This window comes from Subtercola sp. RTI3 (assembly GCF_035018625.1).
Lineage (GTDB): Bacteria > Actinomycetota > Actinomycetes > Actinomycetales > Microbacteriaceae > Subtercola > Subtercola vilae.
The window spans coordinates 203,793-223,169 of the sequence record NZ_JASJXO010000001.1 but is presented as its reverse complement, the minus strand read 5'-3'; the positions used below and the strand labels follow the sequence as shown (position 1 = coordinate 223,169).

The 19,377-nt window shown below is 65.7% G+C and carries 19 protein-coding genes; 7 read left to right on the top strand and 12 right to left on the bottom strand.

The window, feature by feature from the left end:
• The first annotated feature begins 49 nt into the window (after positions 1-49).
• Positions 50-2,170: a glycogen debranching protein GlgX gene (gene glgX, locus QN358_RS01160; RefSeq protein ID WP_416351939.1), complete on the top strand. Its 2,121-nt coding sequence runs from the start codon at positions 50-52 to the stop codon at positions 2,168-2,170.
• Between the two features lie 38 nt (positions 2,171-2,208).
• The gene (locus QN358_RS01155) at positions 2,209-3,777 is read left to right on the top strand and encodes a polysaccharide biosynthesis tyrosine autokinase (protein WP_323511317.1); all 1,569 of its coding nucleotides are present in this window, start codon (positions 2,209-2,211) and stop codon (positions 3,775-3,777) included.
• Here QN358_RS01155 and QN358_RS01150 read toward each other — a convergent pair.
• The 3 genes from QN358_RS01150 to QN358_RS01140 form a co-directional block, all read right to left on the bottom strand.
• The gene (locus QN358_RS01150) at positions 3,761-4,900 is read right to left on the bottom strand and encodes an ice-binding family protein (protein ID WP_323511246.1); all 1,140 of its coding nucleotides are present in this window, start codon (positions 4,898-4,900) and stop codon (positions 3,761-3,763) included. The two genes, QN358_RS01155 and QN358_RS01150, sit on opposite strands and share 17 nt — an antisense overlap.
• Positions 4,901-5,006: 106 nt before the next feature.
• Entirely contained in the window at positions 5,007-6,479 is a 1,473-nt protein-coding gene (gene cls, locus QN358_RS01145; RefSeq protein ID WP_136640369.1) for a cardiolipin synthase, read from the bottom strand.
• Between the two features lie 62 nt (positions 6,480-6,541).
• Positions 6,542-6,955 carry a YchJ family protein gene (locus QN358_RS01140; protein ID WP_416351938.1) on the bottom strand — a complete coding sequence of 138 codons (414 nt, stop codon included), beginning with the start codon at positions 6,953-6,955 and terminating at the stop codon, positions 6,542-6,544.
• A gap of 57 nt (positions 6,956-7,012) precedes the next feature.
• Here QN358_RS01140 and QN358_RS01135 point away from each other — a divergent pair, with 57 nt between their 5' ends.
• Complete coding sequence (locus tag QN358_RS01135) at positions 7,013-7,309, top strand: antibiotic biosynthesis monooxygenase family protein (protein ID WP_323511242.1); 297 nt, start codon at positions 7,013-7,015, stop codon at positions 7,307-7,309.
• A gap of 56 nt (positions 7,310-7,365) precedes the next feature.
• Here QN358_RS01135 and QN358_RS01130 read toward each other — a convergent pair whose 3' ends face one another.
• Positions 7,366-8,445, bottom strand: coding sequence for an NYN domain-containing protein (locus QN358_RS01130; RefSeq protein ID WP_136640372.1), 1,080 nt, complete (start codon positions 8,443-8,445; stop codon positions 7,366-7,368).
• Positions 8,446-8,547: 102 nt separating this feature from the next.
• Here QN358_RS01130 and QN358_RS01125 point away from each other — a divergent pair, with 102 nt between their 5' ends.
• Positions 8,548-9,189: a hypothetical protein gene (locus tag QN358_RS01125; protein WP_136640373.1), complete on the top strand. Its 642-nt coding sequence runs from the start codon at positions 8,548-8,550 to the stop codon at positions 9,187-9,189.
• On the opposite strand, the gene QN358_RS01120 is transcribed toward QN358_RS01125, so the two are convergent.
• The 6 genes from QN358_RS01120 to QN358_RS01095 all read right to left on the bottom strand — a co-directional run bounded on the left by QN358_RS01120 (position 9,190) and on the right by QN358_RS01095 (position 12,992).
• Positions 9,190-10,047 carry a phosphatase PAP2 family protein gene (locus QN358_RS01120; RefSeq protein WP_237280200.1) on the bottom strand — a complete coding sequence of 286 codons (858 nt, stop codon included), beginning with the start codon at positions 10,045-10,047 and terminating at the stop codon, positions 9,190-9,192. It lies immediately after the preceding gene.
• A 16-nt stretch (positions 10,048-10,063) separates the two neighbouring features.
• Positions 10,064-10,240 carry a hypothetical protein gene (locus tag QN358_RS01115; RefSeq protein ID WP_161580304.1) on the bottom strand — a complete coding sequence of 59 codons (177 nt, stop codon included), beginning with the start codon at positions 10,238-10,240 and terminating at the stop codon, positions 10,064-10,066.
• A 178-nt stretch (positions 10,241-10,418) separates the two neighbouring features.
• Positions 10,419-11,477, bottom strand: a complete 1,059-nt coding sequence (locus tag QN358_RS01110; protein ID WP_136640375.1) for a PHP domain-containing protein — start codon at positions 11,475-11,477, stop codon at positions 10,419-10,421.
• Between the two features lie 119 nt (positions 11,478-11,596).
• On the bottom strand, positions 11,597-12,037 hold the full coding sequence (locus tag QN358_RS01105) for an OsmC family peroxiredoxin (RefSeq protein WP_136640376.1): 441 nt from the start codon (positions 12,035-12,037) through the stop codon (positions 11,597-11,599).
• Between the two features lie 30 nt (positions 12,038-12,067).
• On the bottom strand, positions 12,068-12,559 hold the full coding sequence (locus QN358_RS01100) for a MarR family winged helix-turn-helix transcriptional regulator (protein ID WP_136640377.1): 492 nt from the start codon (positions 12,557-12,559) through the stop codon (positions 12,068-12,070).
• Between the two features lie 64 nt (positions 12,560-12,623).
• A complete protein-coding gene (locus tag QN358_RS01095) occupies positions 12,624-12,992 on the bottom strand; it encodes a hypothetical protein (RefSeq protein ID WP_136640378.1) in 369 nt (122 codons plus the stop codon).
• Between the two features lie 101 nt (positions 12,993-13,093).
• On the opposite strand from QN358_RS01095, the gene QN358_RS01090 reads away from it, so the two are divergent.
• A complete protein-coding gene (locus tag QN358_RS01090; protein WP_136640379.1) occupies positions 13,094-13,963 on the top strand; it encodes a hypothetical protein in 870 nt (289 codons plus the stop codon).
• Between the two features lie 34 nt (positions 13,964-13,997).
• Here the strand turns inward: QN358_RS01090 and manD are convergent, their stop codons facing one another.
• Together manD and QN358_RS01080 are read right to left on the bottom strand one after the other, a co-directional pair.
• On the bottom strand, positions 13,998-15,236 hold the full coding sequence (manD, locus tag QN358_RS01085; RefSeq protein ID WP_136640380.1) for a D-mannonate dehydratase ManD: 1,239 nt from the start codon (positions 15,234-15,236) through the stop codon (positions 13,998-14,000).
• Positions 15,233-16,642, bottom strand: coding sequence for a mannitol dehydrogenase family protein (locus QN358_RS01080; protein ID WP_136640381.1), 1,410 nt, complete (start codon positions 16,640-16,642; stop codon positions 15,233-15,235). Before QN358_RS01080 ends, manD begins: the two co-directional genes overlap by 4 nt.
• 157 nt (positions 16,643-16,799) lie before the next feature.
• Between QN358_RS01080 and QN358_RS01075 the strand changes: the two genes are divergently transcribed.
• Positions 16,800-17,882, top strand: coding sequence for a LacI family DNA-binding transcriptional regulator (locus QN358_RS01075; protein WP_323511237.1), 1,083 nt, complete (start codon positions 16,800-16,802; stop codon positions 17,880-17,882).
• Positions 17,875-19,377 carry a glucuronate isomerase gene (gene uxaC / locus QN358_RS01070; protein ID WP_136640383.1) on the top strand — a complete coding sequence of 501 codons (1,503 nt, stop codon included), beginning with the start codon at positions 17,875-17,877 and terminating at the stop codon, positions 19,375-19,377. The genes QN358_RS01075 and uxaC overlap by 8 nt, the downstream gene beginning before the upstream one ends.

The following is a 19,377-nucleotide window of genomic DNA, read 5'->3' as shown; positions in this document are numbered from 1 at the left end:
GCACACCGTCTCGTGCACACTGTCTCGCGCGCACTGGCACCAGCCGAGAATGAGGGTTTTCGAGGCCTTCGTCAAGCCCCAGCTGCAGATCGGTGCGCCGACGCCTCTGTCGGTCATGATGGTGCTCATGCCCACAGTCTTTCCTCGTTCCCTTCCGTACCCGCTCGGCGTGACCCTGCTCGACGGCGGTATTTCGTTCGCCGTCTACTCCGAGACCGCCGACTCCGTTGAGTTCTGCTCGTTCGCCGACGACGGCACCGAGACGAAGACGCGGCTGACGGAGCGCACCGGCCACGTCTTTCACGGCATCGTCGAGGGCGCCGGCATCGGCACCCGTTACGGAATCCGCGTCGACGGCCCGTGGAACCCCGAAGAGGGCCTCCGCCACAACGCGCACAAGCTGCTGCTCGACCCGCACGCCACCGCTATCGAGGGCGACTACACCTGGGGCCAGGCCGTGTTCGGCCACAACATGGATGCCCCCGACGAGCTCGACCCCACCGACTCAGCCGACTCCACCCCCCGCTCGGTGATCGCCGACCCCTCATTCGACTGGGGCGACGACAGAGCCCCGCGCACACTGCTCTCCGAGAGCATCATCTACGAAACGCACGTGAAGGGTTTCACCAAGCTGCACCCCGAGATTCCCGAAGACATTCGCGGCACGTACGCGGGTATGGCCCACCCTGCGGCCATCCGGTACTTCACTGAGCTCGGTGTCACCGCGGTCGAGCTGATGCCCGTTCAGCAGTTCGTGCAAGACAGTCACCTCCTCGAAAAGGGCCTTCGCAACTACTGGGGCTACAACAGCATCGGCTTCTTCGCACCGCACGGCGAGTATGCGGCCGGTGGCGACGGCGGAGCCCAGGTCGCCGAGTTCAAAGAGATGGTGAAGGCGTTTCACGCGGCCGGCCTCGAGGTGATTCTCGATGTGGTCTACAACCACACCGCCGAGGGCAACCACATGGGCCCAACCCTGTCATTCAAGGGCATCGACAACGAGGCGTACTACCGCCTGGTTCAGGATGACCGGGGCGCCTACTTCGACACGACAGGTACCGGCAACAGCCTCAACGTCGGCCACCCGACCGCTCTCGGCCTCATCATGGATTCGCTTCGCTACTGGGTGACCGAGATGCACATCGACGGATTTCGCTTCGACCTCGCCACCACCCTCACCCGGCAGGGCGGCGATGCCGAGCTGCACAGCGCATTCCTCACACTGATTCAGCAAGACCCTGTGCTCGCGCCCGTCAAGATGATCGCCGAGCCGTGGGATACAGCCGGCTATCAGGTGGGCGGCTTTCCGGCCGACTGGGCCGAGTGGAACGGCAAGTTCCGCGATGATGTGCGCGATTTCTGGAACGACGCCGACGGCGTGCTCAGCACCCTCTCGCAGCGCGTTCTCGGCAGCCCCGACGTGTACGAGGGCGATCGCCGCTCGCCGCTGTCGAGCATCAACTTCGTCACCGCCCACGACGGCTTCACGCTGGCCGACCTCACGTCGTACAACGAGAAGCACAACGAGGCGAACGGTGAAGACAACAACGACGGCGAGAGCGACAACAAGTCGTCGAACCAGGGTGCCGAAGGCCCCACCGACGACGAAGAGGTGAACGAGCGGCGCGACCTGCAGCGACGCAACTTTCTCGCGACCGTTCTGCTCTCGGCCGGTGTTCCCATGCTGCTGGGCGGCGACGAGATCGCCCGCACCCAGGGTGGCAACAACAACGCCTATTGCCACGATGACGAGATCTCGTGGTTCGACTGGCAGAATGCCGACACCGAGCTGCTCGAGTTCACGAAGCAGCTGATCGCGCTGCGACAGCAGAATCTGGCGCTGCACCCGGCCTGGTTCAGGCAGGCACCTGAGGTGGGTGGCCCCAACACGGTTCGCGTTCTGCGTTCCGACGCCGAAGGTTTCAGCGACGATGACTGGACGAATCCGGATGCCCGCACGATCACTTTCGTCTTCGAACACGAGGGTGCCGACGCTTTCGCACTGCTGCTCAACTCCGCCTCGAACGGAGTCGAGTTCACTGTTCCTGCCGCGCCGCTGAACGAATGGAGCCTCGCGCTCTCGAGCGATCCCGGCCAGACGGTGGAAGGTGAGGTCACCACCCTCATCGTGCGCGATCGCTCGTTCACGCTTCTCCGTAGTCGCCGGTAGTGAATTTGTAACCCGATCGGGGGTGTGGTGCGCGTAGACTGCTCAGCCAACAGGCAGAGGTCGCCATTTCACTTCAGGAGTACATCCGCGTTCTTCAAGCCCACTGGGTGACCGTCGTTGCAATCACTCTGCTGGGGGCCGCGGCGGCGTTCGGGTGGACTTTCGCCCAGACGCGCGTGTACACCGCCAACTCGAGTGGCATCGTGACGCTGATGTCTGACGGTTCGATCGGCGACACCGTCGCGTCTGATGCGCTGGCGAAATCGAAGGCCACCACCTACGTGGCGGTGGGGGAGTCGCGCGCTGTCGCCCAGCTTGTGATCACTGCCCTCGGGCTGACGGCGTCGCCCGAGACTGTCGCGGCCGAGATCACCGTGACGAACATCAAAGACACCCCTACCATCAACGTCACAGCCCGTGCGTCAAGCGGTATCGAGGCGAAGAAGCTCGCCGACGCCTGGATCGTGGGTCTGACCACCCAGATCGCCACCCTCGAGAACAAAGCCGTCACTCAGCAGGCCGGCAGCACGGTCGTCGCGGCAGTGACGTTTCTCGAACCGGTGGAGTCGGCTGTGGCTCCGACCCAGCCGATCTTTCCGAACGTACGTCTATCGGTGATCATCGGCGCCCTGATCGGGCTCGTGCTGGCAATTGTCTATGCAATGGTGCGCAATGTTCTCGACCGACGCATTCGCACAGCGGCGACGATTCAGCAGCAGTTCAAACTCGCGGTCATCGGGGTGTTGCCCAAAGACGCAGCACTCACCGACGAGAATCGCATCGTCTCGGAGACGGGTGGTATTCACGCGGGTTCCGTCACAGTACAGAGCCGCCCTCTGGCTGAAGCTTTTCGCGAGCTGCGCACGAACATGCGGTTCATGCGCGTCGACAGCCCGCCTCGCATCATCGTGATCTCGAGCCCCTCGCCGAACGACGGCAAATCGACGGTGACGGCGAACCTGGCTGTGGCGTTGTCGGCCGCCGGCCAGAAGGTGGTGGTTGTCGACGGAGATCTCCGAAAGCCCATGGTCGCTTCGACGTTCAACGTGGTCGGCGGCGTTGGCGTGACCGACCTCCTCATCGGCTCGGCCGAACTCGACGATGTGTTGCAACCGTGGGGTGAGCGGGGAAATCTGCGGGTACTGGGGGCTGGATCGATTCCGCCGAACCCGAGCGAGCTGCTCGGGTCGCACGGAATGACCACGCTGCTTCGTGAACTGGCACTCGACGCCATTGTGCTCGTGGATGCCCCACCGCTCCTGCCCGTGACAGATGCCGCCATTCTGGCCGCGATCTCCGACGGCGCCATCATCGTGGTGTCGGCGGGTCGCACCACGACCGACGAACTCGAACGTGCTCTCGCCGGAATCAGCATGGGTGGTGGCCGCACACTCGGCGTCGTGCTCAACAGGGTTCCGACGAAGGGTGCGGGAGGCCGGGGTTATGGCTACTACCACGGCAGCTACTCAGAGGATGCGCCTGTAGTAGGCGCTCTCATTGCGAACGGCCGTCTGACGCCCACGATACCGGTCACGGCAGCCGAGAGCGCCGACAGCACGGCACGAGCCGAGAGCACTGAGCTGAAAGACCCTACCGCGGCACTGTGATCGTTGACGACGCCAGTGTGACGGCAGCGTTCGGCGTGAGCATCCGGCCCTCGATGCGGCTGGCCGAACCGACGGTGAGAGCAGCACCGATGAGCGCGGTACCAATGAACAGTGATCCTGCGCCGAGTGTGGTGGCAGCGCCGATCGCCCAGAAGATGTTGGCGGCCCTGGCGCCGTTGACAAGCGACATGGTGCTCGCGGCAGCGGTGGTGATGGCGGCATCGCACTGCAGAATGAAGACGGCGTTCGACTGGCCACCGCCATCGAAGGTGAGGTTGCCCGTGAGGCCGAGGGCGGCCACCGAGTGCCAGACGCCGGGCGTGATGACGGCGGCGCCGAGCTGGCCGGGCAAGGCGTGTGTCGCCGTCATCGACTGTGCCGAAGCGAAGGCGGCATGGGCATCACGGGTGGCCTGGGAGTTCTGACTCTCAGTGCCGTACTGCGTCTGTGCCGCCGGAGAGAAGCCGGTAAGGGCGGCGCCAGGATCGAATCCGATCGCACCATCGAATGTCGAAGTGCCGTCGTCGGTGAGCGCCAATTGACCGATGAGGGCGTACGCTCGCGCGGTACCGAGATTCACCGTGTTGGTGATCGAGAACGGAATGGTGACCTCGTTGGTCGCCGCGGTGCTGCTGTCGGTGCTGCCGGTGCTGGTGCTGGTGCCGACATCGTTGCCGACAAGGGTAGCCGTTGAGAAACCGGAGGTCGGTGCCGCTGACATCACATTCCAGGTTCCGGTGAAGCCCGTGGAGTCGGCGTTTGCAGGGATGATCGCGGTGTAGGTCAGCACGTGGTGAGTGGGGCTGCTCGACACGGTCCAGTCCGGGTTCGTTCCATTCACGAGCTCGTCTGTGACGGTCGGGTAGCCGTTCGCGCCGTTCAGGCGGGTCACCCACACCGATGCGGGTCCCGTCGTGGGCGCACCGCCGACCTCGGCGAATGAGACGATCAGGGGTGCAGTGCCTCCGCCCGATGGCATGCCCTGAAGCTTCGGCGACGACGAAGCGAGCGACAGTTGGGAGACTCCACCGCTGGCGGCCGACGCCGGGGTCGCCACAGCGAGTGAGATGACGGGAACGCTCCAGGCGGCCCCGATCAGAACAGCTCGACGGGTGGGGTACATGTTCCGAAGTGTGCCACGCGAACGGGGTACACGGGCCGGTCGTGCCCGAAACGGGGGTAATACTGGGGAAGAACTGCGGTAACCCCCAGTTCGGGTGACTCGTTGGCTACTGCAGCGCCGAGGTGAGGCGGGCGAGGTTGTCGAGGATGGTTGAGCGCAGCGGCTGCTTCATCCACTGGGTCAGAGTGAGTTCACGACTGCGGGCACGGTAGCCGTCTTCGACTGCGCGCATCTCGTTCACAAAGGTTGCGCCGCGAACCATGAGCGAGATTTCGAGGTCGAGGTTGAACGACCGAATATCCATGTTGCTCGACCCGATGACGGCAATGTCATCGTCGATCGTGAAATGTTTGGCGTGCAGAATGTAGGGCGACTCGTAGAGCCAGATGTGCACTCCCGCGCGCAGCAGTGCCTCGTAGTACGAACGCTGCGCGTGATAAACGCCTGCCTGGTCGCCGATCTCCGACACGAACAGTTCGACGTGGATTCCGCGCTCGGCGGCGGTGGTGATGGCGTAGAGCATCGAATCGTCGGGCACGAAGTACGGGCTCGTGATGATGACCTTCTTCTGCGCGTAGTACATCAATGCGAGAAAGAGCCGCAGGTTGTTCTCACCTTCGAAGCCGGGGCCACTCGGCACGAGTTGACAGTCGAGGGCATCCGGATTCGAATTGACGGCCTCTTCACGAATCGGCGACGTTTCGCGGTCGAGCAGTTCGTCTGTCTCGCTGTACCAGTCGGTGATGAAGATGGCGTTGATGCCGGTGACGATGGGCCCTTCGACTCGTGTCATGAGGTCTTGCCACTGCAGGCCGCGGCGAATGTTGCTCTTTTTGTTGTAACTGCGGTCGATGAGGTTCTGCGACCCCATGAAGCCCACCAGGCCGTCGATGACCAGCAGTTTGCGGTGGTTTCGCAAGTCGGGTCGCTGCCATTTGCCCTTCAACGGCTGCACGGGCAGCATGAACTGCCAGATCACACCGATGTCGGTCAGACGTTTGAAGGTGGCGCGGTGGGTCGACGTGCGAATCGACGCGATGTGGTCAAGAAGCACCCGCACGGTGACCCCGCGCTTCACCGCGGCCTCGAGTGCGGCGAAGAAGTCGCTCGTCACGGTATCGAGCGCGATGATGTAGAACTCGCAGTGCACGAACCGTTTTGCCATGCCGATCTCAGCCGTCATCGCCGCGATGGATGCCTCGTAGTCGCCGATCAGGCGGGCGCTGTTGCCGCCCACCAGTGGCATGGCGCCGAGCTGGCGGTTGAGGTGCACGACGGATTTCAGCCACGCCGGCCACGGGTGGTCGTTGCTCACCAGTTCGATACCGTCGGTGGTCTCGATGATGAAGCTGTTGATGGCGGCCTGCTTGTCGCGGCGCTTCTTGGGCAGCTTGTAGCTGCCGATCAGCAGAAAGACGAGCACGCCCACGTAGGGAATGAGAAAGATGGCCAACAGCCATGCCGTGGCGGCGGCGGGTCGACGGTTTCGTGGAACAACGATGATGGCCGCGACCCGCACACTCAGATCAACGAGCAGTGCAATCACAATGATGATGATGGTCACCTGATCACGTGTCATTCGGGTTCCCCTCGTCGAACGGCTGCACTCACCCTATTGGTATTGGGTAGAGGTGTTCGGCGTCACAGGCCATCGAGGTAGAACCACTTCTGGTTCTGTTTGACGAAACGGCTGTTTTCGCGCTGTGAACCGGCGCGGCCGTTCAAGCGGAAGCGGGCCTCGAACTCGACCGTGCCGGTGTGCTCCAGTAGGCCGCCGCCGGTTCGGCCAAGAATGTCGAGACGGTAGAAGCGGTGTGCCGGGTCGAGGCCCACGGTAGCTGGGCGGGTGCTCGGATGCCACGTGGCGAGCACGTACGCCTCGTCACCCACCACGAAGGCCGAGTACCGCGAGCGCATCAGCCGTTCGGCGGTGGGTGCGGTGCTGATGCCGCGATGAAACGGAGCGCAGCACGCGGCGAAGGGTGAGCCGCTGAGGCACGGGCACCGGGCGTCGTCGTCGATCACCGGCCAGGGCACGAGTGGGTCATCGGTCACATAAGCCATTATCAGGCAGGCGGAGGTAGTGTGAAGTGACCATCGAAGGAGCTCACCATGCCCACAACCGCCCTGCTCGACCTCACGATCAAGCCCGAAGCCCTGAGCGGCGCACACGCCGCCATCTCGACGGTTCTCGAAGCCACTCGGGCGTTCGAGGGCAACCTCGGCGTTGATGTCGTCGTCGATGTGAACGACCCGGCCCACATTCTGCTCATCGAGCACTGGGCTTCGATCGAAGCAGATGAGGCGTACCGCGCCTGGCGGGAAACCGACGAGGGAAAAAGCGATCTCGGCAGCCTCCTCGCGGCCGCCCCCACCCTCACCATCTTCACCGACGCGCCAGGGGTCTGATCCCGACAGCACCGGCGCCCGTCGCCCCCGCGGTCTGACCTGGGCCGTCGCCGACGTCAGGCCGCGGAGCCGGTTCCCGTACCGGGGCGCAGGCGGATCAACCGTTGCGGGCCGTCGTCGGCGAGTTCGGCCATGTCGTCGTGCGACGCGAGAAAGTCGGTGAACGACCGAAAGCCGAGCGGCTTCTCGTTGAACGACGGATCCATGCGACGCATCTGGTTCTTGACAGTGCCGGTGTTCAGCCACTCATCGGCGTCTCCCTTCGCGTGCCCGATCTGCAGGGCGCGCATCAGCAGTTCGGTGGCGACGGTCTGCGGGTCGATGTCGTCAGCCGGTTCAGCATCGTCGAACTGAGAATCGTCGGTGTGCGAGAACATGGGAATGGTCGATACGCGGCGGCTCTTCGTCGGCGCCGCGGCGGCGGCAGCGTCACTGTCGTCGGCTGATCCGGCCACTCCAGCTGATCCCGCCGACGAAGAGGTCGTCGACGACTTCGCCGCAGACGAGCCGCGGCCCCTGCCTGAGTTCGTGGTCGATGTCGAGACGCTGGGGTCGATCTTCTCGATTCCGGGCAACGAGTCGTAGTCCTCGAACTCGTCGCACGCGGCGGCGAGCGACGTGCTGGTCGAGCCGGCAACGCCGATTCCCACCACGAATCGGCCGAGCCGCTTCGACTTCTGGGCGAGGGCGATGTAGTCGGAGTCACCCGCGACAATGATGATGTGGGTCAGGTCGGGCAGCCGAAACAGGTCTTCGACCACGTCGACGGCCAGCCGGATGTCTGCGCCGTTCTTTGTACCCCGGGTTGTCGTGGTGAACAGCTGGGTGAGGTCGACCGCGCGAGACATCAGCTGGCGCTGGTAGCTCGCATTGACGGGTACCGACCAGTCGGCGTAGGCGCGGTTGACCACCATGGTGCCGAACGACGCAGCGAAGTCGATGATGGCGTCGAAGTTCACCGTGGCCGCCTTCAGCCGGGCGGCGATGTCGGGGTCAGCGTCGGCACCCGAGGTCACGAAGTCGCGGATACCGTCGCGTTGAAAGGCGTTGCGCCCGTGCAGCTGCTGGTACCGCGAGATGACGATGTTGTCGAAGTCGATGTACAGGCCCACGCGGGAATCGTTCGGTTCGGTCATGGTGTGCTCCTTAGCGGCCGACGGAAGACTCAGTTGCGATCCGGTGTCTTCAGTCTGCTGTGCCGGGCAGGTGAGGGCAACTTCGCGTATTAGTGTTCAGCTATGTCAGCCAAGAACGGCAAGCCGAAACGCCCGAAGGGCGAGAAGCCGAAGCGGCCCAAGGGTGTGAAGCCGAAGCGCGTCCGCTCGCTGTATTTCCCGGTGAGCCGCCACGCTGTGGGCCGCGCGGTCGATGAGGGCGTACTGATGTCGCGTACCGCTCTCACCATGGCCACCATGAACCACATCATCGTGGGCGCCTTGATGCACACCATCGACTACGACCCCGTGGAGATTGCCGCCTTCGTCAGAAACGAGCTGCGCCTGCTCTCTCTCGAACAGGCCACCATGGCCGAGCACATGAAGCGGCTGATGCTCGAGTTTCCTCCGCAGTTCACGAAGTCGCGCTCGGTGGCCGACTTTCAGTGGCTCACCCAGCGGCGCGTCACGTATTCGTCGCTTGCGACGGAACTCGCGCGTCTGCACGACGACACAGAGTTCGTCGCCGAGGCGGTTGACTCATCACAGAAGTGGGCCTGGTCTGAGCTGAGTCGCGCCATCGAAGTGCGCCTCCAGGCCGTGGCGGGGGTGGATGCCGCACCCGACTACTCCGCCGAGCGCGACCAGCGCATGCGGGCCCTCCGCGAGGTCGACCTCCCAGCGTTGGCGGCCCGCCAGAGTGGCACGTCGACCCCGCCAGGATGACTACGCGCTCACTACGCCTTGAGCGCGGTGGCGGCGGGTGGTGAGGTACAACCGATGCGCGGTGATGATGAGGGCGAGCCAGGCCGCCCCGAGCATCCAGCCGGCCAGAACATCGGTGAACCAGTGGTGCCCGAGGAAGACCCGACTGAGCCCTACAGTGAGTGCGAAGAAGACGGCCAGCGAGACGGTGAGTACGCGGGTGCGGGGGCTGTGTTGGCGCAGCAGAATCAAGTAGGCGATGATGCCGGCCACCACCACGGCATTCAGCGTGTGCCCGCTCGGAAACGAGGGGGAGTACTCGTAGGGCGGCACCGCGTCGGCAAGTGGCGGCCGCACCCGGCCGATGAGGTCTTTGCCGGCGATGGTCATCAGCAGCGAGCCGCTGCCGGCCGCCACGATGAGAATGACCGGGGTCCATGAGCGGCGGCTGATCGAGAGCAGCAGCAGCGCGGCGACCGCCACGATGGGCATGCCGATGGGGCCCGCGATGTCGGTGTACCCGGTTGCGAGGGTGTCGAACCAGGGTGAACGAAGGGTGAGGGCGAAGTTCAGCAGCGGCTGGTCGAGGCCGGCAACGCCCTCGGCGTCGGTCACACCGTCGTAGACCTGGGCGGCGGCCACGCTGAGTGCCAGGGCGATCAGCAGGCCGATCACGAGCGTCAGAATGAGTGAGCCATTCGGCCCCAGTCGAGTGGATGCCCGGTCGACGGTTCGCGCAACACCGCGCCCGACGGGCGTGTACCAGTGCGTCAGGTCGACCGAGCCGACATACCGGTCGCGGGTGAGTTCGCCAGAGACGCCGACGCGGTCGCCATCGGCCGTCTCTTCTGATTCAGCCGGGGTTCTTCTGTTCGTCACAGTGCGCCAGCCCCCGTCAGAACCGACGCGTCGAGCGGGCATCGACGCGGTTGTGCGCGGTGCTGCCACCTGCGGGGCGATCACGTGCGGTGATGATGCGGCCCACCAGTACAGCGAGCGGCAGTGATGCTGCGCTCCAGAGAGCGAGGGCAGCCACTCCGTCTCGAAGCAGGTCGTGCAGGGTGTCGATCACGGGGGTTCCTCTGTCTCTGGTGCTTGTGGTGCTGGTTCAGGTGCTGGTTGTTCGTGGTGCTGGGTGGGTGCTCACGCTCAGAGTGCTCGTTGTTCAGGTAACACTACGAGTGCAGCGGGGCCATGGCATCCGCCCCGCGAACGACGTGTTCGTACACACAAAGTCGTAGACGGGGCCCTCATGAGGCCCATGCGAGTACCCGTTCGAGCGGCCACGTCGTGATGATGCGCTCGGCCGCGATGCCCGCCCGCGCCGCCCGCTCAATTCCGTAGTCGAGCAGGGCGAGCTGACCCGGAGCGTGCGCGTCGGAGTCGATGCTGAACAGGCAGCCAGCCTCGAGCGCCAGTGCGATGAGCTCATCGGGCGGGTCTTGCCGTTCGGGCCTGGCGTTGATCTCGACGGCCACGTCGTTCTCGGCGCAGGCGGCGAACACCCGCTGGGCGTCGAACTCCGAGGGCGGGCGGGTGCCGCGGCTACCCTCGACGAGACGGCCGGTGCAGTGGCCGAGAATGTTGGTGTGCGGGTCGGCGATGGCCCCGAGCATCCGGTCGGTCATGGTGCGTGAGTCGACCCGCAGGTGCGAATGGATGCTCGCCACCACCACGTCGAGCCGTTCGAGCAGCTCAGGCGTCTGGTCGAGCGACCCGTCGTCGAGAATGTCGACTTCGATGCCGGTGAGCAGTCGGAGGGGTTCGGAGGCATACGCGGAGTCGGCAGAAGTGAGGTCGGTCGAAGTAGAGCCGCCGCCCGCGTTGATGCTCTCGACCACCGCCAGCTGCTCTGTCAGCCGCTCGGCCGTCAGCCCGTGCGCCACGGTGAGGTGGGGGGAGTGGTCGGTGAGGGCGAGGTAGTGCCGACCGAGCATCCGGCCGGCCTCGACCATCAGATCAATGGAGGTGGTTCCGTCAGACCAGTCGCTGTGCGAGTGCAGGTCTCCGCGAATCTGGGCGTGCAATGCCCGCCCCTCTTCGCTCAGAATCTCGACCGCGTCAGCGCGCAGTTTCTCGAGCCGGTGGGGCACATCGCCGCCGAGCGCCTGGCTCACCACCTCGAAGGTGCTCGCCCCGATGCCCTTGGTGTTCTTCAGCCGCCCGTCAGCAGCGCGCTCGGCGAGTTCGTCGGGTGCCAGCGCCGCCACGATGGCGGATGCCCGGCGGAACGCCTGCACCTTGAACTGGGGCGCCCGTTCGAACTCGAGCCGGAACGCGATCTCGTTCAGTGCTTCAACCGGATTCATAGTTCTATCTTGGATGGCAGACGCTTCACAGAAGAAGGGGGTGCGCCCGGCAGTTTTGTCTGCGTGGCGCACCCCCGGCGTTCAACTGTGATGGATCTGAGCTGGTGGTGGTACTTCGGTTACTCGTCGAGCTGTGCGTCGAGCGTGATCTCGACACCGGTCAGTGCTTTGCTGACGGGGCAGCCCGTCTTGGCCTCGTTGGCCGCGGCGAGAAACGCGTCAGCGTCGATACCGGTCACTTCGCCGCGCACCGTGAGGTGAATGGCAGTGAGACGGAATCCGCCGGCCGGGTCGGCGCCGAGCGACACGTCGGCCTTGACGTCGAGCGCTTCAACGGTGCCGCCGGCTGCTCCCAGTACGGCCGAGAACTGCATGGCGTAGCAGGCCGAGTGGGCTGCGGCGAGCAGCTCTTCGGGGCTGGTGAAGCCGTTGGCGTCATCAGCGGCGCGCTTCGGGAACGACACGTCGTAGGTGCCGATCTTCGAGCTTGACAGCTCGACCTGGCCGGCGCCGGTCTCGAGGCTGCCATTCCAAGCGGTGCGTGCGGTGCGTGTGGGCATTGTTACTTCCTTTGGGTTGGGGTGGAGCTGTTACGGAGCGGAACGAAGAGAAGTAGAGCGTGCGGGCGTCGAGCGCGGCGGCGTCGAACGCACGTGATCGGTGAGGCTCGCCAGTTGCTGGGTGAGCGCCTGCAGTTCGGGCAGTTGCAGACCTGTCGAGGCGCAGATGGCGGCTGGAATGCCCGCCGCCTCGGCCCGCAGATCACTGCCGCTCGGCGTCAGCGAGACCATGACAACACGTTCGTCGGCGGTGCCGCGTTCGCGAGCAATGAGACCACTCTTCTCGAGGCGGCGCAGCAGTGGCGACAGGGTGCCGGAGTCGAGGGCGAGGCGTTCACCGAGCTGCGAGACACTCAGTGCGCCCTCGTGCCAGAGCACCACGAAAACGAGGTACTGAGGATACGTGAGCCCCAGAGGGTCGAGCAGTTCGCGATACCGTGACGTGATCGAACGAGAGGCGCTGTAGAGGGCGAAACAGATCTGTTCGTCGAGCGACAGGGTGGGGGTTTCGCTCGGGATCATGATGAAACTCTAACACATTGTGCACAATTAGGTTGCACGCAACTCAACGAGTGACGTCGTTTTTCTAGGCCGCCGGATGCCCGAGGTTCTCGGCTCGTTCATCGAAGTCGATACGGGCTGCACTGACCTCGGCGTGTGGCGTCGGCACCGCGGCCCGCGGTCCGAGGGCCCGTGCTCGCCTGTGCAGCTCGGCCACGAGTGCGGCATCGTTGAGGTCGATGTTCTCGGGGTACTCGTCTGCCGGGGTGCAGTAGAGCTGGCTCGCCGGGCCGAGAACAAGGTTCGATTCGGCCCGCCGGCCGTGCCAGAGCACAGGAATCGTCACAACGTCAGCCTGACCTGCTCGGGTGAGAGCCGCGGCATAGTGGAATACCGCCTCGCACACGGTGAAACTCACAACCAGGGTTCCGTCGACGTAGTGAAGGTGCCTCATGAGAAATATCTTCTCAGGGCGACCACGACGAACAAACGGGTTGACCTCACGCCCTCGGGGGTGCAATACCCGCGGTTCGACCGGCGTACGCTGAGTGCATTGTGAGACCCGACATCGAAGGCGTTTTTGCAGAGTTCGACGAGTCGCTGCGTGTTCCGGCAGAGGAGCGCCGTCGGCTCACCGAGGTGCGCGACTCTGTCGCCGCCGAGCTCGGCTCGGTTGCGTCGATCACCCGTCTTGTCGACGTGGGCTCGTTTCAGCACGGCACCGAAGTTCGTGGCTACAGCCGCTTCGACAGCCTGGTCGTGTTCTCGGCAAAACCGACGTCGCTGGCCCGCGCCGTAGAACTGGTGACCGAGTCGCTGCCAGAGGGCCTGCTGGCCGCGCGCCAGAGCCCGGCGGGCGACTCGGTTCTCATCGACCAGCCCGATTCGCCTGGGTTGCGGCTGATTCCGGCGTTCGAGCAGCGGAGGGCGGCGCCGCTGTCTCTGGCCGACTCCGCTGGCGAGATCGTGCTGCTGCCCGATGCGGCCCGGCGTTGGGTGGCTGTTCGGCCCGGGGCCAGGCAGCGGCTGATTGACCGGCTCGATGAGGGCAGCCTGCGGGCGAGCATCCGGCTGCTGCTGGCCTGGAAGTACCGCACAGGCCTCGGCGTCTCGTCGTACTACCTCGAAACCGCCGCCGTTCGCCAGACGCTTGACCAGCCCTCGTTCAGCCCGCTCTGGGACATCTGCTGGCTGTTCGAGCGGTTGGCTCTGGATGACCTCGCCGCGCTGCCCGACCTCTCGAGCCCCGACCAGGCGGGCCGTGTGCGGGCCGCGCCCACCCTCGCCCGGCGCATCGAGGCGCAGTATCTCGTCGACCGTGGCGCGAACGCTGCTCGCGCTGCCGTGAACGCGTACATCGACGAGAACTTCGATGCGGTCGGCGCCCACCTGCGCTCTGTCTTCGGTGCCACCTTCACCGGGTAGGCGTACCTGACTCCCGAAGGAGTCGGCACTACGGCTACCAGTCGTGAACGGTGCCGTCGGCGAGCCGGTTGTAGGGCAGGTACGCCGTCTCATAGGGGTACTTGCCCGCCTCGTCGACGTTGAGGTCAACGCCGAGGCCGGGCTTGTTGCCGGGGTGCAGCAGGCCGTTGCTCCAGGTGAACGACTGCTCGAAGACGCTGTTCGTCTTGTCGCCGTGCTGCATGTACTCCTGAATGCCGAAATTGTGGATGCTCAGCCCCAGGTGCATCGCCGCCGCCATGCCCACCGGTGAGATGTCGGTGGGCCCGTGCATGCCCGACTTGATCTGGTACTGCGCCGCGTACTCGAGCACCCGCTTGAGGTGGGTGATTCCTCCGGTGTGAGTGACGGCGCTCCGCACGTAGTCGATCAGCTGCTCGCGGATGATCTGCTGATAGTCCCACACGGTATTGAAGATCTCGCCGATGGCCAGCGGGGTGGTGGTGTGCTGGCGCACCAGCCGCAGCGCTTCGGGGTTCTCGGCCGGGGTCACGTCTTCGAGCCAGAACAGGTCGTACGGCTCGAGCGACTTGCCGAGTTGCGCTGCCTGAATCGGCGTCATGCGGTGGTGGCCGTCGTGCAGTAACGGCAGCTCGGGGCCGAATTCGTTGCGCACCGCTTCGAACACCGTCGGAACATGCCGCAGGTAACTGCGGGTGTCCCAGTCTTCTTCAGCCGGCAGGGCCCCGCGCTGGGCCGGTTCGTGGTCGTACCGCACGCCGGTGTTGGCTTCGAACGTGGCATTCGAGGCAATGCCGTAGATCGACTTCAGGCCGGGCACCCCGGTCTGCACGCGAATGGCCCGGTAGCCCTTCTCCTGATGCTGCCGCACGCTGTCGAACAGCTCGTCGAGGGTCTTGCCCGACGCGTGGCCGTACGCGAGCAGGCCGGTTCTGGATGCCCCACCGAGCAATTGGTACAGCGGCATGCCGGCCGCCTTGGCTTTGATGTCCCACAGGGCCACATCGACCGCTGCAATGGCCGCCATCGTCACGGGCCCACGACGCCAGTATGCGCTGCGGTAGAGAAACTGCCAGGTGTCTTCGATGGCGTGCGCGTCGCGGCCGATGAGCAACGGCACGATGTGCTCGCGAAGGTAGGCGACCACCGCGAGCTCCCGCCCGTTGAGGGTGGCGTCGCCGAGCCCGGTGAGTCCGTCATCGGTGGTCAGTTTGAGTGTGACGAAGTTCCGGTCGGGGCTCGTGACGATGACGTCGGCGTGGGTGATCTTCATGAGGCTGCCTTCGTTCGGTTGGATGATCGTATTTCGGTCAGCGCATCAGCGACGGCATGGGTCACCGCGGTCTGCCCGGCCAGGTCGGGTGCGATGCGCTCAAGAACACGTTCTGCTGAGTGGTCGCAATCGGCCGCGGTCGGCGAGGCGGCGGTCTGAGTGAAATTGATCCACGCGGCCAGCGCCATCGCCGCCCCGACCAGCTCACCGCCGTTCGCGGCGTTGAACCGCAGTACCGGCAGCACGCGGATGGCGATCTTCTGCTCGCCGTCACGGGCGATCTGCGCGAGCGAGTGCACGATGCGGCGGTTCTCGAACCGCTCGACCAAGCGGTCGGTGAACGCACCCAGGTCGCCGGCGTCGCCGGTGACGGTGGGCCTCGCCTCGGCCCAGAACTGTTCGAGCACCTGTCGGCAGAACGCATCGCCCATCGTCTGGTCGATACTCGAGTGCCCGCGGGCGAGACCTGTGTAGGCCAGCAGTGAATGGGCGCCGTTGAGCAGGCGGAGCTTTCGTTGTTCGTAGGGGCGAACGTCGCTCACATGGCGGGCGCCGGAGCGCTCCCAGTCGGGGCGGCCTGCGGGAAAGTCGCCTTCGAAGATCCACTCGGTGAAGTCTTCGGTCATCACTGGGCACTCGTCGTCGAACCCCGTGATGCGCTGGGCCTCGACGACGTCGGCGGGGGTTGTGGCGGGAGTGATGCGGTCGACCATCGACGAGACGAATGACACGCCCTCGTGCATCCAGTCGGCCATCGAAGAGTCGGTCTGCTCGGCCAGTGCGGTGAGGGCTGCTCGGGTGAGCTCGCCGTTCGAGACGAGGTTGTCGCAGCTCATTACGGCCAGCGGGCCCGAGCCGGCCGCGCGGCGGGCGATGAGACCGTCGAGCAGGCGAGCGATGCCGGTGTGGGGGAGTGCCCCCGTTTTCAGGCGGGCGATGTCGTCGCGCACGGCCGCGTCGGTCAGATCGAGCGTGCCGTCGGGTGTGGTGTGATAGCCCGCTTCGGTGATCGTGAGGGTCAGCACCGACACCCGCGGGTCGCTGACGGCTGCCCTCCACCGCACGGCGTCTCCGCCGTCGGTGGCCGCCACGATGCTGCCGATCACCTCGGCAGTGACCGCGGTGGGTGAGGCGGTGAGCAGCGTGTACAGGCCGTCCTGGGCGGTCAACTGTTCGGCTGCCCGCGCGGTGCGACCGGTGAAACCGTGGATGCCCCACGGCTCGGTGCCGCTGGGCACCGAGCCGCCGGCTCCCGGTGTGGCAAGGCCCTCTGGCGTCGGTGACGAATCTGACGCATGCTGCGTGTACCAGGCCTGGTGCGAACGATGGAACGCGCCCAGCCCGAGATGCACCATGCGCACCTCGGCGGCCAGAGCGGAGACCGACGAGCGGGTGAGACGGGGCATTTCTTCCTCGGGCGAACGGGCGGCGGCGGGTGGCAGTGCAAGCAGTGCTGGGTCTCACCCTAGGACAGAAGGCAACGTTGCATCAATGGTTGCCATTATTTGCCAGACTCGAATACAGTGCAGCTGAGACTCAACCGACGACGAGACGAGACAATTCATGCCCGCATCGAACACGGTTCGTCGGCGCACCGTGACCATTCACGACGTAGCGCTGGCCGCCGGGGTGGCCACGTCGACGGTGTCGCGGGCACTCTCGAACCCGGAGCGGGTTCGCGCGAGCACCCGCGAGCACGTTGGCCGGATTGCGAGCGAGCTCGGCTACCTGCCGCCCTCGGCCGCAAAGTCGAAATCGTTGGCTGCCGCTGCTGAGGCCGGGCTGGCGCGTGCGCGACGCTCCGGCACTCCGGCCGACGGTCTCGGTGTGGTTGCGCTGCTCGTGCCCGACATCGGCAACCCGTTTCTCACGGAGATCATCCGTGGTTCCCAGCGCCAGCTCGCGGCGGCGGGTTACCTGCAGGTACTCGTCGACACCGAGGAGTCAGGCGACGTGGAGTGGCAGACCCTGCAGAAGCTGCTCGGCACGGTCGACGGTGTTGTTCTCACCGCGTCGCGGCTCACCGACGAACAGCTCATCACCGTGGCGGCCCGTGTGCCTCTCGTGGTGCTCAACCGTGAAACCCCGGGCGTCGCGAGCACCATCGTCGACACTCCGACAGGGTTCGAGGCTCTCGTCGAACACCTCGTGTCGCTGGGTCACCGCTCGCTCCTTTACGTGTCGGGCCCCGCCGAGTCGTGGTCGAACACCCGGCGGCTGGCTGCCGTGCAGCGGGCGGGGGAGCGGCTCGGTGTCGACGTGGCGGTCACCCGCCCGTTTCGGCCCACCCGGGAGTCGGGAGTGGCCGCCGCCGATACGGCCATCAACAGCGGCGCGACGGCCTGTATCGCGTACAACGATCTGCTCGCCATCGGCATTCTCGGCCGCCTGGCCGAGCGCGGGGTCGCGGTTCCCGCCGAGATGAGTGTGGTGGGGTGCGACGACATCTTCGGTACCGACTTCTGCTCGCCCGCGCTCACCACCATCGCCGCTCCCATCGAACAGGCTGGGCGCGCGGCCGTTTCGCTGCTGCTCGGCCTGTTCGACCCGTCTGCCGCGCCGCGGCGCCAGGCTGTCACGATCGGCACACATCTGGTCATCCGGCACTCGACCGGCCCCGCACCAATCGGTGGTCACGATGCCTGAGCTGCGACTGCACCCCGACAGAATGCTGACGGCAGACCCCAGCACGAGGGCTGTCGCGAGACGGCTCTACGCGACGGTTGCCGATGCGCCGATCGTCTCCCCGCACGGCCACGTCGACCCGGCGCTGTTCGTAACGAATCGCCCGTTCGCCAACCCCGCCGAGCTATTCATCACCCCCGACCACTACGTGACGCGGCTGCTGCACAGTCTCGGTGTCGGGCTCGACGCGCTGGGGCTCGACCCGTCAGACCCGGCAGCAGACCGAAGAGCAGGGGCCAGAACGGGCCCGGCGGTGCCCGCACTCGCTCCAGGCCCCACGGCAGCGCAGGATGCCCGCAGCCGCGCGGCTTGGCGCGAGCTCGCCCGCGTGTACCCGAAGCTCGCCGGAACACCCGTGCGGTACTGGCTCGACGACCAGCTGGCCGGCGTCTTCGGCCTCGAAGAACAGCCGTCGGAGGCCAATGCAGACGCCCAGTACGACGAGCTCTCGGCGAAGCTCGCGCTGCCCGAATTCTCGCCCCGCCGCCTGCTGGCCCGCTCCGGCATCGACGTGCTCGCCACCACCGACGCTCCCGCAGACGACCTCGGTGCCCACCAGGCCCTGGCGCTGCACCCGGGCGTGCGCGCAGCCGTCGTTCCCACCTTTCGCGCCGACCGATACTTCGACCCGTCTGAGGCCGGCTGGCCCGCATCTCTCGAGGCGCTGGCTGAGGCATCGGGCATCGACACCTCCACCTACCGCGGAGTGGTGGCCGCGCTTCGAGACCGACGCCAGTACTTCGCCCGCCACGGGGCCACCTCGACAGACTCGGGGGTCGTCGACGCGTGGGCCGTTCCGCTCGACGAGGGGGCTGCGGAGGGCATCCATCGGCGGGCACTGAGTGGCCCCATTTCAGAGGCCGACGCCACGGCGTATCGCCGCAACATGCTCTACCGCATGGCCGAGATGTCGGCCGATGACGGCCTCGTGATGCAGTTGCACGCGGGGGTACTGCGCAACCACCACGCCGCCACGTTCGATCGGTTCGGGCCCGACACCGGGCACGACCTGCCCGTCAGTACCGAGTTCACGAGGCCCCTGCAGACCCTTCTCAACCATTTCGGCACCAACCCCGCCTTCAGGCTCGTTCTCTTCACCGTCGACGAGACCAGTTTCGCGCGCGACATCGCCCCGCTGGCCGGTTTCTACCCGAGCGTGTTCGTGGGGGCGCCCTGGTGGTTTCTCGATACCCCCGACGCAATGCGACGCTTTCGCGAAGCGGCCACCGACAGCGCCGGCTTCTACAAGACCTCCGGCTTCATCGACGACACTCGTGCCCTGTGCTCCATCGGGGCCAGGCACGACCTCAGCCGCCGCATCGACGCGGGCCACCTCGCCTCACTCGTCGTGCGCCACCAGCTCACCGAAGACGAGGCGACGGTCATCGCGGTCGACCTCGTCGATAGCATTCCCACGAGCACATTTCGGCTAGAGGATGCCCGCAGCCGACCCTGA

Bases quoted from the DNA above. Each gene is read 5' to 3' on its own strand.
- glgX (WP_416351939.1), top strand. From the start codon at position 50: ATGAGGGTTTTCGAGGCCTTCGTCAAGCCCCAGCTGCAGATCGGTGCG.
- QN358_RS01150 (WP_323511246.1), bottom strand. From the start codon at position 4,900: ATGTACCCCACCCGTCGAGCTGTTCTGATCGGGGCCGCCTGGAGCGTT.
- cls (WP_136640369.1), bottom strand. From the start codon at position 6,479: ATGACACGTGATCAGGTGACCATCATCATCATTGTGATTGCACTGCTC.
- QN358_RS01135 (WP_323511242.1), top strand. From the start codon at position 7,013: ATGCCCACAACCGCCCTGCTCGACCTCACGATCAAGCCCGAAGCCCTG.
- QN358_RS01130 (WP_136640372.1), bottom strand. From the start codon at position 8,445: ATGACCGAACCGAACGATTCCCGCGTGGGCCTGTACATCGACTTCGAC.
- QN358_RS01125 (WP_136640373.1), top strand. From the start codon at position 8,548: ATGTCAGCCAAGAACGGCAAGCCGAAACGCCCGAAGGGCGAGAAGCCG.
- QN358_RS01110 (WP_136640375.1), bottom strand. From the start codon at position 11,477: ATGAATCCGGTTGAAGCACTGAACGAGATCGCGTTCCGGCTCGAGTTC.
- QN358_RS01105 (WP_136640376.1), bottom strand. From the start codon at position 12,037: ATGCCCACACGCACCGCACGCACCGCTTGGAATGGCAGCCTCGAGACC.
- QN358_RS01100 (WP_136640377.1), bottom strand. From the start codon at position 12,559: ATGATCCCGAGCGAAACCCCCACCCTGTCGCTCGACGAACAGATCTGT.
- QN358_RS01095 (WP_136640378.1), bottom strand. From the start codon at position 12,992: ATGAGGCACCTTCACTACGTCGACGGAACCCTGGTTGTGAGTTTCACC.
- manD (WP_136640380.1), bottom strand. From the start codon at position 15,236: ATGAAGATCACCCACGCCGACGTCATCGTCACGAGCCCCGACCGGAAC.
- QN358_RS01080 (WP_136640381.1), bottom strand. From the start codon at position 16,642: ATGCCCCGTCTCACCCGCTCGTCGGTCTCCGCTCTGGCCGCCGAGGTG.
- QN358_RS01075 (WP_323511237.1), top strand. From the start codon at position 16,800: ATGCCCGCATCGAACACGGTTCGTCGGCGCACCGTGACCATTCACGAC.
- uxaC (WP_136640383.1), top strand. From the start codon at position 17,875: ATGCCTGAGCTGCGACTGCACCCCGACAGAATGCTGACGGCAGACCCC.